Here is a 17,260-nt window from a genome sequence, read left to right as displayed (position 1 = left end):
GCGCACCTGGCGGGATAATGCAGGTGTGCCGGGCCCTGGCCGATAGGCTGCAGCCATTAAATTGCACTCGGAATACCGTACTTTAGAGCAGCAGCAGGACCCCGATACGGGTGCGGTGGGCTTATGGCCCCATGTCCGCAAAAATTTCGGGCGCAAGAATAGCACAAACGCCCGCAGTTTTGCCGCCCCGCACAGGCTGGGAACAGCCGTGGCCCTGGCGGTTTCAGCGCTCCTGCAACTGCTCGCGGATCAGCTTTTTGTCGAGTTTGCCGACACTGGTTTTAGGCATCGTATCGACAATGCAAACTTCCTCAGGCACGGCCCACTTGCTTAACCGCCCCGCGCTCACAAACTGCATCAGGTGCTTTTGCAGTGCGCCCGGCTCCAGCTCTGCGTCCGGCGCCAGCACCACCAGTGCCATTGGGCGCTCATCCCAGCGCTCATCCGGCACGCCCACCACCGCCACCTCGGCCACGGCAGGATGCAGGCTGATCAGGCTCTCGATCTGCGCCGAACATACCCATTCCCCGCCGGACTTGATCACATCCTTGATACGGTCGCGAATATGCACAACGCCCTCTGGGGTGATACTGGCCGCATCCCCGGTATGCATCCAGCCTCCCTGCCAGAGCTGCGCGCTCTTGTGCTCATCACGGTAATACCCCTGGGCGAGCCAGGGAGCCCTGACCACCAGTTCGCCCACACTCCTGCCATCCTCGGCTACCCGCAGCCCCTGGTCATCGATCAGGTGCAGATCCACCAGCCCCACCGGCACTCCGGCCGCCATGCGAAGTGGAAGCTGCTGCTCCAGCGGCAGATCATGTTCCTGTGGGGTCATGAAGGAGGTACACAGCACCGGACAGCTTTCAGACAGCCCGTAGCCGGTGAAAAACTGAATACCGCGCTCGGCCATCTGCCGTACCATGCCCTCGGTCGGTGCCGCACCGCCGGTCAGCAGTTTCCAGCCGGCAAGATCGGTTTTGCCGGCCTCCTCGCAGTTCATAATCATCTGCAGCACGGTCGGAACACCGTGGGAAAAGGTGACGCCTTCATCCCGGTACAGCCGCACCATACGATCAGGATCGTAACGTCCCGGGTACACCTGCTTCACCCCCAGCAAGGTGGCCGCATAGGGCACACCCCAGGCATGGACGTGAAACATGGGCGTCATGGGCATGTAAACGTCCTCCGAGCGCAGCAATGCAATGCCCTCGTACGCCGCCAGGGTGGTGGTCAGGTTCAGGGTGTGCAACACCAGCTGGCGGTGACTGAAACACACCCCCTTGGGCTCACCGGTGGTGCCGGTGGTATAGAAGGTGGTGGCGACGGAGTTTTCATCGAAGTCGGGAAACTCATACTGGCTGTCAGCCGCCGCCAGCAGGGCTTCGTATTCGCCCAGTGGCGCCAGTGAAGTGGACGCAGGCTGGGCGGTGTCGCTGAGCTGAATGTAGCCCCGCACACCGGGCAGCGCCGGCGCCAATACCTCCAGCAGCGGCAGAAAATCATCGTGTACCAGTACCAGGTTGTCCTCGGCATGTTGCATGGTATAAGCCACCTGGTCGGGGCTAAGACGCACATTCACATGGTGCAGTACTGCGCCGATCATGGGCACGGCAAAATAGGCCTCCAGGTAACGATGGCTGTCCCAGTCCATCACCGCCACCGTATCACCGGCGCCGATGCCTGCCGCCCCCAGCACATGGGCCAGCCGGCAGATGCGCTCGTTCAGCTCGGAGTAGCTGTAGCGCATCGCGCCATGCACGATCTCCTGTTGCGACGCATAACGCTTGCCCGACAACAGCAGACTCTTGATCAGCAGCGGATACTGATAGGCCCCCCGACAGGGCTCGATTATTTTTGTAGGCATGACTCCATCCTGCACGGTTTTAAAAAGACAGTTTCAGTATGGAGACTGGGGCCCCACACGCCAGTAAAGCGGCACGGCCAATAAGCGATAACGCCTGCTTCCTCCCTTGACGGCAACGATCAGGGCAGCGACATGCCGGCTGCTCGATACTCGGGATCGCCACAGCGGCAGACGAAAAACGCACCAACATGACGCCTGAAAAATATTCCGCGCCAGCCTCTGGCGGACAGACCCGGTGCAATGCTATTGATAGGCAAGGAACGCAAGTGTCCGGCACCGCGAGACGCATGCCCGACCTGCGCGGCAGTCGTATTAACCCGTATATAGGGTCTGCTCCCGCGTTGCACGATTTTGAAGTTAGATGTGAGGGACAGTACTTCCTGTACATAACGGGCCAACAGGCCACCTGTTTTCCCGCCAGGCTAATACCGTTGCAAGCGCTGACTATACTGATAGCACGCGTCAGGATGTAAGACTCTGGATCATGTAAATGGGGAAGTATGTGCGATCGAATGGAAGCAAGACCGATAATGCGAAAAAGGAAGATCAGCCCGCGTCAGTAACCAAGCCGCGACCGCGGCGATGGAAGTCTTTGTTAGTCTTGTGGGTATCCCCGCTGGTCACCATTGCAGCGGTGGCCGGCTTGCTGGCAGTCCACGAAATCCGCACCGCCGAACTGCAGTCCAGCGAGCTCAGCCGCTACGCCCAGACGCTGCAATACACACTGCAACCCGGCCCCAGCGACGCCATTCTCTATCCGCAGCACGGCCCCTTTGACCTGCGCATGGGATATGCACGCCTGCCATCCCTGCTCGACCGGGCCCAGCTGCGGAATTTTGAAATTCTGCAGCAGACGCGTTTTTCACAGCCGCTGCTCAATTACGGTCAGCGCGGACTACCGCTGCCGTACCCGGAAAAGTCCCAGGTGGGCCTGGAAATCCGTGACTGTCGCAGGGAACCGTTATACGACTTCGCCTATCCACAGCAACACTATTCGAGCTTTGCCGCCATCCCCCCGCTGGTTGTGCACAGCCTGCTGTTTATCGAGAACCGCGACCTGCTGGACCCGGCGCAGCCGCGCGCCAACCCGGCGGTCGACTGGCCGCGCTTCGTCAAGGCGGCATTGTCACAACTGGGCAAACGGCTCGACCTGGCCGGCAATTCGGCAGGCGGCAGCACCCTGGCCACTCAGCTCGAGAAATACCGCCACTCCCCCGGGGGCCTGACCAGCTCGCCGAATGAAAAGTTGCGCCAGATGCTCTCGGCCAGCGTGCGGGCCTATCAGCAGGGTCCCGATACCCTGGAGTGGCGCCAGCGCGTGGTACGCGACTACCTGAATACCGTTCCCTTGTCCGCAGCGCCGGGGCACGGCGAAGTACACGGGCTGGCCGCCGGTCTCACGGCCTGGTTCAATGCCGACTTCGACCGGCTCAACCAGCTGCTCGGCTCCGCCAATGCCGCTGAACCGGCCGATGCCACGACCCTGGCGGCACGTGGCCAGGCGCTGCGCCAGGTCTTGTCCCTGCTGATTGCCCAGCGCAGGCCCTCCTATTACCTTAATCGCGGCCGCTCGGACCTGGCCACACTGACCGACAGCCACATACGCCTGCTGGCACAGGCGGGCCTGATTGACGATACGCTGCGCCGCGTGGCACTGGAGCAGCGGGTCGAATTCCGAAACTGGATCGACAACCCCATTCAGCACCAGATCGACAGCAGCAAGGGCATCAACGTTGCACGCAACCGCCTGTCCAGTTTGCTCGGGCTGCCGCTGTACGACCTCGACCGCCTCGACCTCGCCGCCAACAGCACCCTGAGCGGGCAGCTGCAACGCGATGTCAGTCAGTACCTGCGCCGCCTGGCGGACCCGGACTTCGCCACCGAAACCGGCCTGCTGGGCGAGCGCCTGCTGTCTGCCAGCAACACTGCCCAGGTGCGTTACAGCTTTACCCTGTTCGAGCGCAGCACAGACGGCAACCGGGTGCGGGTCCAGACCGACAATACCGACCAGCCCTTTGACATCAACGAAGGCAGCAAGCTCGAACTCGGCTCCACCGCCAAGCTGCGCGTGCTGGCCCATTACCTGGGCGTCATAGCAGAACTGCATCAGCGTTTTTCCGGCCTCAGCCGCACGGAACTGCTGGCCCTGGACATCACGGCAAACGACTACCTGACCCGCTGGGCACGGGACTACCTGGCCCGGGGCAACGACCCGGCGCTCGAAGCCATGCTGGAGGCGGCCATGGAGCGGCGCTATTCGGCCAGCCCGTACGAGCGCTTTTTCACCGGCGGCGGCCTGCATACCTTCAGCAACTTCCGACGCGAAGACAACGGACGCCAGGCCACCGTGCGTGAAGCCGTGCAGGAATCCCTCAACCTGCCCTTCGTGCGCCTGATGCGCGACCTGGTGCGTTACAGCACTTACCAGGCGCCCGGCAATGCCGCCGAGCTGCTGAAAGACGACAAGGACCCGCGCCGCGAGGACTACCTGCGCCGCTTTGCCGACAAGGAAGGCAAGGTATTTCTGCTGCGGTTCTGGCGCAAGTACCGCAACAAGACACCCCAGGAGCAGCTGGATATCTTCCTCGACGGCCTGCGCCAGACCCCGGTACGCCTGGCAGCCGTGCACCGTTACCTGATGCCCGATGCCAGCCAGGCCGAGTTCGATACGTTCCTGCGCGAGCGCCTGCCAGGCGAGGAACTGACTGAAAAGGAACTCACGGGCCTGTACAGCAAGTACGGCCCCGGTGCCTTTAATCTCACGGACCAGGGCTATATTGCCCGCGTCCACCCGCTGGAACTCTGGCTGCTGCGCTATCGGCTCGAACACCCCATCGCCACGTTCGTCGACACCGTCAGCGCCAGTGAAACCCAGCGCCAGGATGTCTATCGCTGGCTGTTCCGCACCCGCCACAAGAGCGCCCGCGACAGCCGCATTCGCACCATGCTGGAAGTTGAAGCCTTCCTCGATATCCATGAACGCTGGCAGCGCCTGGGCTACCCGTTCGAACACCTGGTACCCTCACTGGCGACGGCACTGGGCAGTTCCGGCGACCGCCCCGCGGCGCTGGCCGAACTCATGGGCATCATCATGAACGATGGCCTGCGCCTGCCAAGTGTGCGCATCGAGCAGATGGATTTTGCCACCGACACGCCCTACGAGACCCACCTTGGGCACCGTGCCAGCGGTGGCGTGCAGGTGATGCAGCCGGAGGTCGCCAGGGTCTTGCGCAAGGCGCTCAACTCCGTCGTCGAAGGTGGCACCGCGCGCCGCCTGCGGGGCACCTTTAATGACAACCTGGGCACCGCCCTGGACATTGGCGGCAAGACCGGTACCGGCGACAATCGCATTGAACAGGTCGGCCGCGGCGGCCAGGTGCTGCATTCACGGGTACTCAACCGCACCGCCACCTTTGTGTTTTACCTCGGTCCGAACCATTTCGGCACCCTCACCGCCTTCGTGCCCGGCAGTGATGCGAAAGACTTCAATTTCACCTCATCCCTGCCCGTCCAGGTGCTCAAGGGCATGGCGCCGATTCTGCAACCCTATCTGCAGCCCGGCAGCCGCTGCCTGCCCGAAGCTGCGCCCTTGCAGCAGGCCAGCGTGAACTGAGGACCCGTTCGCGATACCACGCGAGCCGTTGCCTCAGGACGTGGCTACAGGCAGTACCGTTATTTTCATGGAAACAAGGAAAAGCGCTATGGAAAGCCAATCAGAAGATCAAACACCGGCCGGTCGTGAGGAAGATAAAATCTTTCCTCAAATCGAAACCATCGTGTACCTGATGTTTGAAAACCGATCCCTGGACAACCTGCTGGGGTGGTTGTACGAGAACGACACCCCGAAAAACATGCTGCCCCCAGCGCCGCAGGGCCCACAGTTCGACGGGCTGCGCGAAAACACCTATACATTGCCATTAAAACCCCATTTCTGGAGCACGGTCGAGTACCACCCCATCCAGAAAGGCCTGGGCAAGGATGGCTTTACCGTACCGAGTCTCGACCCGAACGAAGGCTATCCCAATGTACTCAACCAGCTGTTCGGTGATGCAAGAAACACCGTAAAAGCGCCTCCATCCCAGCACAGACTCGCGCCCATGCAGGGATTTTTGCAGGATTTCGACGCAAACGATGATACCTGGGATGAAACCCTGCAGATCACCGAAACCTACACCCCTGCAGACTTGCCGGTGATTAACGGCCTGGCCAGACAGTATGCCGTCAGTGACCGGTGGTACTGTTCAATGCCGACCCAGACCAATCCAAACCGGGCCTTTTCCCTGTGCGGCACGGCACTCGGGCGCCTGGTCAATAAACATTTAACGGCGATAGAGCAGTTTAAAACACCGACCATCTTTAACGTGCTGGCGCAAAAAGACACCTCGATGGGGATCTATTATCACGACATATGGCACAAGGGTAAGTGCTTTACCCAGTACACCTTTCCCGCAATGGACGCGGTGCCGTCCTCCTTGCTGAGCATTGAAAACATTAACGACCCAGCCGAGGGCTTTTTTGCCCGGGCCAAAGCGGGCACGCTTCCCGAGTTCAGCTACCTAGAGCCCAAATGGGGCTATGGAATTGGCCCTGATACTATGCACCAGGGTAACGATTACCACCCGCCCACGGATGTGCGTTACGGCGAAAAGCTGCTGTACGACGTTTACACTGCCCTTAAGTCAAACCCGCAAGCCTGGAAGAAAACCCTGCTGATTGTGACTTTCGATGAACACGGCGGCACCTACGATCACCATTCACCGGCCTGGGGCGCGCTTAACCCCGGCGACAAGGCGAGCCTTGCATCCCGTTTCAAGTTCAACCTCTATGGCGTTCGCGTACCCGCCTTGCTGATTTCCCCGTATGTGGTACCCGGAACCGTGTTTCGCCAACCCGCCGATTCACAGTATCCATACGATCACACCTCCATCCTGGCCAGCCTGTTGAAATGGAAAGGTATTGACCCCGCCGGGGCAGGCCTGCTGAATCGTGTCGCCGCGGCACCCAGTTTCGAAACTGCGATATCCGACGAGATCGTCAACCCGGGCATCGACCTGCCCGACCCGGGTGACCAGTATCAGTTAAACATGGATGCTGAGGATCCCTTTGCCGGCATACCGGCCAGTGTTGTGAGGTATATTTATTCCACGGCGACCACGCAGCAAGGCCTGATGCGGCTGCTGGCGGACTACAAGCGCAGCCTGCAGGACTGAGCGCCCAAGCTGAATGTCCGGACACCGCATCGGCCGATGCACGGCATGCGTACCTGATCCCTGTAGCGATTGAGGAAAATGGGTGGAAGTAGAGAACTTCTCCATGCTGGACGGTTTACTGGTCGCCCTGTCCGTGGCCATCGCCGCCGTATTATTGCGCAGAGAGGTTCGCGACGCGCCCTTCTGGTGTGCCACCGTCACGCCGCTGGCCTCCATTATTGGCAGCGGTTTTCTGGTCGTGGTACCGCTGCTGGCCGGCATTGCCGGGACCCTGTCCCTCTTTGCCATTGTCGGCATCGTGCTGCTGTCGTTCTGGCTGGGAAAGGCCATACGCTTCAACATCCTGCATGACGGGCGCACCCCCAGGGTGGATTCGGATCCGTTCGCACAACCGCTGGAGCGTCTGTCAGACCTGGCGCTGGCCGGCGCCTATGTGATCTCGATCACCTTCTATATCCGCCTCATGTGCGGCTTCGTGCTCACCGGCGTCGACGCCTACAGCAGTTTCAACGCCGATGCGCTGGCGACACTGGTGCTGCTGTTCATTGGCATCTACGGACTCAGGCGTGGGCTGCATGGCCTGGAGCGGCTCGAGGAGTACTCCGTCACCATCAAGCTGTCCATCATCGCTGCGCTGTTGGCGGCCCTGGCCTACTACGATGCCGACACCGGTTACGACCTGTCCGGGCTGCCCCTGCCTGAGAGCAGCCTGTGGGAAAGCCTGCGGCACCTTGGCGGCATGCTGCTGATCGTGCAGGGGTTCGAAACGTCGAAGTACCTGGCATCGTCCTATGACGCCCCGCTCAGAGCCCGTTCAATGCGTCTCGCCCAATTGGTGGCCGGCGTTATCTACGTCGCCTTCGTAGCGCTCGCCATGCCACTGATGGCCCCGTTCGCGCGGGTGGCTCCCAATGAAACCGCAATCATTGACCTGTCCGGCAACATTACCCTGATCCTGCCCGTCATGCTGGTAGTGGCGGCCAGCATGAGCCAGTTCAGCGCCGCCATCGCCGACACCATCGGTGCCGGTGGCGTGGTTGAAAACGAAACCCGAAAACGCCTGTCCGCCCGCAGCAGTTATGCCATTATCGCCTGCCTCGCCGTGAGCCTGATGTGGGCCAGCAACATTTTCGAGATCGTGGCGCTCGCGTCCCGGGCCTTTGCCTTCTACTACATGCTGCAGGCGGTGCTGGCTGCCCGCCTTGCCGCCAAGGTCAGCACCGGGAGGCAACGCTACTGGCTGCTGTTCTCATACTCCAGCCTGGCACTGCTGCTGCTCGCCATCGTGCTGTTCGCCCTGCCCGTGGAGGCATGATGACAATAGCAGCCCCTATGGCTGCTCTTTATTCACCGCTTTTATGTACACCTTCAGGTTACTGAAACGTTACAGGCCCCAACACGGTAGCCCGACCACTGACAGCACGCCTACGCGATTGATAAACAAGAACTCTTTGCCTTATTCAACGCCGTACGCCGGCCTGGTCGTGGAATCAAATCCCGATACTGTTAAGCAGCAGATACAGACCGGGGCCTCGGCTATAAACGGCCAAGCAGCCAAGCCTCTGACTCATAAATGCTTTTGGGTATCTGGCATGGCCTATGCGTTGTTTACGTAAGACGCACCCAGTTTCGTACCGCCGCACTTAACCCGAAGTCGACCCGGCCGGCTGACCGCATCAGGCATGAACGCCATCAGGGCGACAAGACGCGGATCGTCAGGGAGGCCACTCATGAATACAGCTGCATTACCACCTGGCTATGGCATCCTGATTCCGCTCGCCAGGGTACTTCCGGGTTACCGCTCCCAGCGGCTGATCACCATCCTCGCCGCCTTGCTGATTGTGGGTTTTGCGCTTGTGCCCCAGCAGGCCGAAGCCCGCTCTCACCACCTGCCCACCGAATGTGAACTCGATCGCGGCGACCTGGTCATCGGCCCGCCGGATCCTGGTGCACCAGGCCCCTATACAGCCGCGCGAGTCGAATACAGCTACGGAGACTCGGCGGCGAATCTCACTGATTTTCCTTACCCTGTGGAGCTGCGAGCCGAAGTAACCTATCCGGAGGAACTCGGCTGCGGGCCCTTTGCAATAATTTTCATCATGCACGGCGGCCACGCGACCTGCATCACCCAGGATATTAACGGTGAGCCAGGCCACCTGGGCGGAGGCTGGCCGTGCGAGCCAGTGCCCCAAAACCAGCAGGCCGGATTCTGCGACATGCTGCCGGCAGACCTCTGTAACCCGGCAAACCCGCTGTTTCCCAACTACAAGGGCTATCGTTATCTCACCGAGCGCCTGGCGAGCCAGGGTTTTATCACCGTTTCAATAAGCGGTAACGGGATCAACGATGCGGGCGTCACCAATCATGATGCCTGGGCACGCCTGTTTCAGCGCCACTTTGGCATCTGGACCGCATTTTCAACGACCAGTACCGCCCCCGTCGGCACCCTCTTCGTCGGCCGGGTCGACCTGAACCGAGTTGGGGTCATCGGACATTCCCGGGGAGGCGCCGGAGCCGCGCGCCTGCTGGACCGGATCGAGGAGCAAGGCGATCCTGGCGGCAGTCTGGGCTCCAAGGGGGATGGATTCAAAATACGGGGGGCGCTGCTGATCGGACCGGCGCCGGGCGACGACGATAGAGAGCAGACCATCACAGACACCCCACTGGGCATCATTCTGCCCTATTGCGACGGAGACCAGGACACCCTGCCCGGCGTCGGATACTTCGATGCGTCCCGCTACGCCGTCCCCGGCGATACCGCCAACAAGCACAGTTTCGAGGTGATCGGCGCGACCCACACCGGTTACAACAGCCTTTGGGATCCCGAGGGGAGTCCGTTCGAAACGGTGGATGACTGGATAGACCAGTACGGCACCGACGGCCCCTTCTGCCAGCCTCCCGGTGAAATGTACAGCCAGCGCCTGACAACCGAGCAGCACCAAGGTTCGCTGATTGCGATTGCCGGGGCCTTTTTCCGCACCTATCTGCGCCAGGAGCCCGGCTGGCGTGGCTTTCTCAGCGGCGCGAATCCGCCGCCGGCCTCTGCCAAGACCGACGGAATCTACGTCGGTTACCAGCCAAAGGACGACCCGGAGAATCGGCTGGAGCTGAACCGGTTCGAGTTCGCGGATGAGACACTGGTCAATACGCTAGGGGGTAACGTCAGCCATGACGCGCTGCTGAGGTACGAGCACTGCGACCCACTTGGCAACCCGCCACCCGATTTCGGCTGCATATTCCACCCACCCGACTTTTTCGACGGCGGACAGGTGCCACATTATCTGTCCGATAACGGCCCCACGGTCAGTAACCTGCGCATCGCCTGGCAGTATGTTCGCGGCGGGCCCACGCCCTACGTTCTTAATGAGCTGCCGGCGGCCTTTCATGATGTCAGTGGCTACGAAGCGCTTCAGTTCCGCGCCTTTGTCGACATGGCCGATCCGCTTAACCCCGCAACGGAGCCCCAGGACCTGCAGGTGGTGCTGCACGATAGCGCGGGCCTGTCGGCGTCGGTGACTGTCAGCGACCACTCGCCGGCGCTGTTTTATCCGCCCTCCGTCGACTCCCATGCCGTCTCGAAAACGGCGGTTCCCCGGGCGATCTTCAATACGGTGCGCGTCCCCCTGTCCGCCTTCAACAACATTTACCTGACGGACATCGAGGGCGTGGAGCTGGTGTTCGACCAGACGCCCGCTGGCGCCATTAACATCGCCGACATGATGTTTGCCGACGAAGCCGACAACAAGGTGCCCGTGCTCGACTGCAGTCTGGCGCAGAGCCAGCTCATGTCGGGCGGCGACAAACTGATCGACGTGGGTCTGAGTGTCATGGTGACGGACGATAAGGGCGCGGGACTTCCAACCGCCATAAGCGTGTACAGCGACGAAGACGATACCGACAGCCAGATGAACCAGTCCTCCCCCGATGCCAAGGACATCGCCGCTGGCACCCTTCGACTGCGGGCCGAACGCGACTCCGCCGAAGACGGTCGGGTTTACCTGATCCTGGCGGGCGCGACCGACAGCGACGGTGCCTCCGGCCATGCCTGCTGCACGGCGACCGTGCCGAATGGCAATCAGCCGGCGGATATCGATAGCGTCGACGCGCAGGCGCAGACCGCACTCGACCAGTGCACCCTGTTTGCAGCCGCCAGCGACGGCCTGGCGGAAATACCGGCCGGCTTCTTCGAGGTGGGTGATGGCCCAACCATTGGAAATAACCAGTAAATCAGGACCCCGGTCACTCACAGCCGGACTGTTGTTCGCTACCACCCTGGGATTAATGGCATAGACTTCCCCTTGAGCCCGCGCGCGGACGCCGCTTGCGCGCCGCGGCCTGTTCTGGGAGGAATGCCCCATGCCGAGCGAAAGGATCAAGGTCCCGACCAAGCTGGCCTACGGTGTCGGTCAGGCGGCCGAGGCGATAAAGAACAATACCTTCGAGCTGTTCCTGTTCTTCTACTACACCCAGGTTCTGGGGCTTGCCGGGACCCTGGCGGGGCTCGCCCTGTTCATCGCGCTCTGTATTGATGGCATCACCGACCCGGTGATCGGTTCGCTGTCGGATGGCTGGCGCTCCCGCTGGGGACGCCGACACCCTTTCATGTATGTATCGGCCATTCCGCTGGCGGTCTGTTTTTACCTGCTGTTTCTGCCCCCGGCAGACCTGGGGAACGCCGGGCTCTTTGCCTGGCTGGCCTGCTTTGCCGTACTGGTGCGCTTTTGCATGACGCTCTACCAGGTGCCGCACCTGGCACTGGGGGCGGAGCTGTCCGATGACTACGAGGAGCGCTCTTCCCTGGTGGGATACCGCACCGCCTTTGGGCTGCTCGGCAGCGCGGCGCTGGTGATCGTCGGCTTCAGTTTCTTCTTCAACGCAACCCCGGCGTTTGCCAACGGGCAGCTCAACCCCGCCGCCTACCCGGAGTTCGCCCTGCTCTTTGCCGGCGTGATGTGGGCCGCCATCTGGCTGTCGGCGGCAGGCACCCACCGCATGATTCCGCACTTGCCGGCCCCGGCGGACGGGCTGCCGGCCTTTCGCGGTAGCCGGGTAGTGCGCGAACTGCGGGCCGTGCTGAGCAACCGGGCGTTTCTGACGCTGTTCCTGAGCATGCTGGCGTTTTTCATGATGCGCGGCGTGCAAACAACACTGGGGCTGCATGCCACAACCTTCTTCTGGCAACTGACACCGCAGGAGATTCAACTGGTGACGCTGGCCATTGTGGCCGGCCTGCTGGCGGGCATTCCCTTTGCCAAACCGCTGTGCCATCGCTTTGACAAGAAATGGATCTTTATCGGCGGCGCACTCTGGGCGCTGCTGTTCCATGTCGGCCCCGTCATGCTGCGCCTGTACGGCTGGCTGCCCGGCAACAGCGACCCCGCACTGCTGCTGATACTGGTGCTGGCCTCAATACTGGGCGGGATGGGCGCGGTACAGCCGCTGGTCGCCGCCGGCTCCATGGTTGCCGATATCAGCGACGCCCATGAACTGGCCACCGGCATGCGCCAGGAAGGCATGTTCTTTGGCGGCATGGCCTTTGCCGGCAAGGCGGCGTCGGGACTGGGGCACTCGCTGGCCGGCATTTTTATCGACCTGATCGACTTTCCGGTGCACGTCGCCCCGGGCGCAGTTTCCATCGATGTACTGCACCAGCTGGCCTGGCTGTACGGCCCGGGTGTTGGTTTGATTGGATTGATCGCGGTGGGCATCTTTGCCCGCTACGACCTGACACGGGCGCATATCCACGAGGTTCAGAACCTGCTGAACAGGCCGGACCGGCGCAAGGGTCTTCATTCGGCGCGTTTCACCGGCACAAAATCAAAGGTATAGATGGGGATATCGCTGGTCTTGCAGGTGCCGGCGCGGGCGAAGTGAAACATGGCCGCGGCTCGCCGGCGACGGGAACGGTTGTCGACCGAGCGATGCATAAGGAAACTGTTAAAGATCAGCAGGTCGCCAGGCTGCATCAATACCGGAACCGCCGCGGAGAAATCGTAATCCACGATCTCGACATAGCCATAATTGGCCTGTGGACGCTGATCCGGTACATGGGCGTGAATGGGTTCGCGGTGGGAGCCCGGCAAAACCTGCAAACAGCCATTCTCGAGGGTCGCTTCGCTGACCGCCAGCCAGACCCCGACCTGGGGCTGCTGATCGAGGGGCATGTAGTATGAATCCTGATGCCAGGGCTGGCCCCAGGCACCGGGATTCTTGAAAATAAACTGGCTCTGGAAGCAGTCGATATCCTCGCCCATCACCTGGGACAGCACATCCAGCACTGCCGGCTGGCGCACAAATCCCACGTAGGGTTCGCGCCGGTGCAGGTTGAACACCTTGGAAATACTGTCTTCCGGCTGCAATGCAACGGGGTTGGGTTTGCTTTCTGGAATGATGATCGAGCCCTCGGCGAGATGGACGGTAGAATTGTCCGGCGCCTGGACCGATTGCACATTCGCGCTGCCAGGCGTGTTTTTCCGCACAAAGGCGATGATGTCGTCCAGCATCGCCTTGCAAACCGACGTATCGATGGCCTGGCGCAGCAGGATATAACCGTTTTGTTCCCAGTCGTTGCTGTAGTCTGTTTCCTCCATGGCCCAGCCTCCCGGTTTCTGGCTACCACAGAGTATAGCGGCCTGGCCGAAGCGCCGCAGACCAGGGCTCCGCGCGGAGATACGGCATCAACCGACACAGGCTGTCCGCTTGTCATCTATGCTGCTAAGTAAAGCACTTGGGCTAACGGCAGGTAGCCGTGCTCGAACCTGGTCGCTGCGTCATATCAAGGACCCTGTACCGACTGCCAGCGACCCCGACTCCCATGGGGGGTGAACCATGTCCGTAGGCGAAATCTGCAATCGTGAAGTCATCATTATCGACCGGGACGAGAACATCACCGACGCCGCACGCCTGATGCGCAAGCACCACGTCGGCAACGTGGTGGTGGTCAAGACAGAAAACGGCATGACGCGGATACCGGTGGGTATCCTGACCGACCGGGATATCGTGATTGAACTGCTGGCGCGTGACGTCGACCTGGACGCCCTCTCAGTTGGCGACGCCATGAGCTACGACCTGTTAAGCGTAACGGAAGAGGACGATGTGCTGGATGCAATCAAACAGATGCGCAAAAAAGGCGTGCGGCGCGCGCCGGTGGTCAACGCCGACGGGGCACTGGTTGGCATACTGACGGAGGATGACATGGTCGAGTTGCTGAGCGAGCAACTGTCCGACCTGGTGGCACTGCAGAAACGGGAGCAGCAGGTGGAGCGGGAACGCCATCCCTGAAGGCCGCCTGTTATCCCGGCGGACAAAACCGGGATGATGCCGATAAACAGCAGGAGCCCGCCCTGCGGGCGAATCGGGTGTTCGCGCAAGCCTGGTTCGCCCGCAGAGCGGGCTTCTTCCTATATGGTCGCCGCTGCCAACCTCGGGTGGCGGCACACGGTTATGTACCTGATTCCAAATAATTGAAGGAGCACGCATGAAACCAGGCGAAGACCTGGGCGATTTGCAGCGGGGCTCACGCCAACCGTAGAATGCAGCCCATCAGGCTTTTCAGTCAGCATATCTACAAAAAAACGCGAACACGCAGGGAGCCATCGCCGGTGAAACCAACGACAGCACAAGTGGAAGCCGGCCAGGCCGTTTACACCCGAAACATACTGTCCGCCTACGACATCCTGGTGCTGGGCATATCGAACCGCTACATCTGGAAGTGCCCGTCGGCGCGCATAGCGTCGCTTTACAACACGCACGTATCGGCCAACCACCTGGACGTTGGCGTGGGCACCGGGTACTTCCTCGACCGGTGCCGCTATCCGGCCAGCCACCCGCGGATCGCCCTGATGGACCTGAACGCCAACTCGCTGGCGTTCGCCTCCAGGCGAATCGAGCGCTACAGCCCCGAGACCTACCGGCAGAATATCCTCGAGCCCCTGTCGCCTCCCCTGCCGCAGAAGCCCTTCGACTCCATCGGCATCAACTTCCTGCTGCACTGCCTTCCCGGCGCCATCGCGAACAAGGCGGTCGCGCTGGATCATCTCAAGCCCCTGATGAACCCAGGCGCCCGAATCTTCGGTTCCACCATTCTGCAGGGCGGTGTGCCACGCAGCTGGCTGGCCCGCAAGCTGATGGGGTTTTATAACCGCAAGGGTATCTTCGCGAATACCGAGGACGACCTGCACGGCTTGCGGGCCGCCCTCACCCAGCGCTTCGATGAAGTCGACATCCAGGTCGTCGGCTGCGTCGCGCTCTTTTCCGCCCGGGCGGGCTAACAAAGCGCCGGGGGCCTTGCTTTAAATAAAAAACTCGGAATAAAAAGCTCTGAATAAGCGCTTCGGAATAAGTGCTTCGGAACAAGCAGCCCTGAATAAAAAGCGATTGCAGCTGCAACGCGCACTCATTTTCAACATCTGTACGCCGGGAAGATTGCATATCATTGGAAAGCTCGGAAAGCACGCTTCTGTATTTACCAATTTACGTTAAAAAATCCGTCATATAACAATCAGCTGACGCACAGCAACATACGTTGCAGGTATCTTAGCGAGCGTGCGGGGTCACCCATTAGCCGACGGTGGTCAAGCACCAACAGCTCCCCGACACGTTTTGAACATGCTCTCGATTTTACCTGTTCCGTTTACACGATGACTCACTTGCTCCCGGATTTTCTCTTGGTTGGTTGCGATATCAAACCGATTCGCACCAGTCACCCATATGGTTCAAGGCGTGGGAGCCACTCCTGCCGAAGTCGCTTCCCGCCCCTGGCACTCGTCGGTGCCCCAGAAATTCTTCGGTACCCTGATCTGTCCAATGGATTACGTTCAGATCTTGTGGTTGCCTTGCGGCACCAACCCCTTGTTGGCTCAGGTCAGAGGCAAATCAGCTACATCTGTACACAAAGCAGGTTTGCTGTGATGGTTGAGGCTACGGCACAATCAGGTCTGATGGTTTTACCAACCCCGCTACGTGCTCATTGCCTCAACCAAATCGTTATTATGGAAATACTCGTGCGAGATTAAAGGGCTCTCCATTTTTCAGTATATGGAAGGTGGCTCTTGCCAATTTGTGCGCCACGGCCTTGATCGCAATGATGCCGTTGCGCTTCGCCTTTTTACGCTGATAAAAGCGCTTGACCGGTTCATGGTAACGGACGGCAAAGTTGGCGGCCTCCACAAACGCCCACGCCAGATACTTGTTACCATTTTTACGATTGTTTTCACCCTTTTTCTTGCCATTACTTTCGCGTCTACTTTCTACGCAACGACAATAGGAGGCATAATTACCCACACTTTTGAAACGGTGTATGTCTCCTGTTTCCAGTAACACGACCCATCCTAATACATCGCCTATGCCTGAAACACTTTTTAAATAACCCATTTCTGCCCGGGGTTTGACGTGCTCCTTGATAGCGGCTTCCAACAGGTTTATTTGCTCTTCGAGGCTTTGCATGACAACAAGGTTGGTGGATGCTGCCAAGCTTTGCTGGGGCACAGACAAAAGATTTTCCAGCTGCTCCTGGTTCAACCGCTTAATATCGTTACTGCTTACCTTCAGTGCGGCATTACGGTAGATCAGGTTCTGAATGCTCAGTATCTGAGTAGTATGCAGACGCACCAGCTGCATGCGTTTACGTAGCAGATCTCGAAAGGCGCGCTCCTGCTTGGGGTAAATATAACCCTCTTTTAAGATACCGAGTCGCAGAATATGAGCCAACCAACGTGCGTCATGCTGATCACTGGTATATTTTAGTCCGCTGTATTGCTTATTACCTGCAGGGTTGGCCAGGTGAACCCGATGGCCGGCCTCCTGCAATCCATCCACTAACCAATACCAGTTGAAGGTAGACTCAACCACAATACCCTCCAGCTGCTCTCGATAGGGCCCCAATTCACACTTGATACGCTCTAGATCGTTATCGAGGCGTCTTTCAAAGACGATGTGGTCCGTTTCATCGAGAATACTTACGACGCTGTTGATTGAATGCAAATCGATACCGGCATACAGTTTCATTAGTCGACTCCTCTTTCCAGGCTGTTCGTCGATGGTTACGTATCAACGATACGACTGGTGTGGGGGAGTCGGCTAGATGATTATCAGGTCTTGTCTTTTGCCTGTCCAGCTCCAATGTCCGCTCTGTGCCGATAGCCCCTTTTCGACTCTTACTCGTTTGGTTACTACTTTTCCTGGC

10 protein-coding genes are annotated in these 17,260 nt (G+C 59.9%); 7 read left to right on the top strand and 3 right to left on the bottom strand.

The window, feature by feature from the left end:
• Positions 1-223: 223 nt before the first annotated feature.
• Positions 224-1,867, bottom strand: coding sequence for a long-chain-fatty-acid--CoA ligase (locus F451_RS0114295; protein ID WP_020682067.1), 1,644 nt, complete (start codon positions 1,865-1,867; stop codon positions 224-226).
• Between the two features lie 601 nt (positions 1,868-2,468).
• Between F451_RS0114295 and F451_RS25615 the strand changes: the two genes are divergently transcribed.
• The 5 genes from F451_RS25615 to F451_RS0114265 all read left to right on the top strand — a co-directional run bounded on the left by F451_RS25615 (position 2,469) and on the right by F451_RS0114265 (position 12,906).
• On the top strand, positions 2,469-5,480 hold the full coding sequence (locus F451_RS25615) for a transglycosylase domain-containing protein (RefSeq protein ID WP_020682065.1): 3,012 nt from the start codon (positions 2,469-2,471) through the stop codon (positions 5,478-5,480).
• Positions 5,481-5,568: 88 nt separating this feature from the next.
• The gene (locus tag F451_RS0114280) at positions 5,569-7,077 is read left to right on the top strand and encodes an alkaline phosphatase family protein (RefSeq protein WP_020682064.1); all 1,509 of its coding nucleotides are present in this window, start codon (positions 5,569-5,571) and stop codon (positions 7,075-7,077) included.
• 82 nt (positions 7,078-7,159) lie between these two features.
• Positions 7,160-8,392 carry a hypothetical protein gene (locus tag F451_RS0114275; protein WP_156826496.1) on the top strand — a complete coding sequence of 411 codons (1,233 nt, stop codon included), beginning with the start codon at positions 7,160-7,162 and terminating at the stop codon, positions 8,390-8,392.
• A 415-nt stretch (positions 8,393-8,807) separates the two neighbouring features.
• Positions 8,808-11,303 carry an alpha/beta hydrolase gene (locus tag F451_RS0114270; RefSeq protein ID WP_020682062.1) on the top strand — a complete coding sequence of 832 codons (2,496 nt, stop codon included), beginning with the start codon at positions 8,808-8,810 and terminating at the stop codon, positions 11,301-11,303.
• 130 nt (positions 11,304-11,433) lie between these two features.
• The gene (locus F451_RS0114265) at positions 11,434-12,906 is read left to right on the top strand and encodes an MFS transporter (protein ID WP_020682061.1); all 1,473 of its coding nucleotides are present in this window, start codon (positions 11,434-11,436) and stop codon (positions 12,904-12,906) included.
• Here F451_RS0114265 and F451_RS0114260 read toward each other — a convergent pair.
• Positions 12,867-13,667: a phytanoyl-CoA dioxygenase family protein gene (locus F451_RS0114260; RefSeq protein WP_020682060.1), complete on the bottom strand. Its 801-nt coding sequence runs from the start codon at positions 13,665-13,667 to the stop codon at positions 12,867-12,869. The two genes, F451_RS0114265 and F451_RS0114260, sit on opposite strands and share 40 nt — an antisense overlap.
• A gap of 238 nt (positions 13,668-13,905) precedes the next feature.
• On the opposite strand from F451_RS0114260, the gene F451_RS0114255 reads away from it, so the two are divergent.
• Together F451_RS0114255 and F451_RS0114250 are read left to right on the top strand one after the other, a co-directional pair.
• Positions 13,906-14,358, top strand: coding sequence for a CBS domain-containing protein (locus F451_RS0114255; protein ID WP_020682059.1), 453 nt, complete (start codon positions 13,906-13,908; stop codon positions 14,356-14,358).
• A gap of 320 nt (positions 14,359-14,678) precedes the next feature.
• Positions 14,679-15,347 carry a class I SAM-dependent methyltransferase gene (locus F451_RS0114250; protein ID WP_040879895.1) on the top strand — a complete coding sequence of 223 codons (669 nt, stop codon included), beginning with the start codon at positions 14,679-14,681 and terminating at the stop codon, positions 15,345-15,347.
• A 718-nt stretch (positions 15,348-16,065) separates the two neighbouring features.
• Here the strand turns inward: F451_RS0114250 and F451_RS0114245 are convergent.
• The gene (locus tag F451_RS0114245; RefSeq protein WP_020682057.1) at positions 16,066-17,082 is read right to left on the bottom strand and encodes an IS110 family RNA-guided transposase; all 1,017 of its coding nucleotides are present in this window, start codon (positions 17,080-17,082) and stop codon (positions 16,066-16,068) included.
• Positions 17,083-17,260 lie beyond the last annotated feature (178 nt).

The sequence above is a fragment of the Marinobacterium rhizophilum DSM 18822 genome, from assembly GCF_000378045.1.
In the GTDB taxonomy this organism is placed as follows: Bacteria; Pseudomonadota; Gammaproteobacteria; order Pseudomonadales; family Balneatricaceae; genus Marinobacterium_A; species Marinobacterium_A rhizophilum.
The sequence above is the reverse complement of the archived record's forward strand: the minus strand, read 5'-3'. Positions and strand labels throughout refer to the sequence as shown.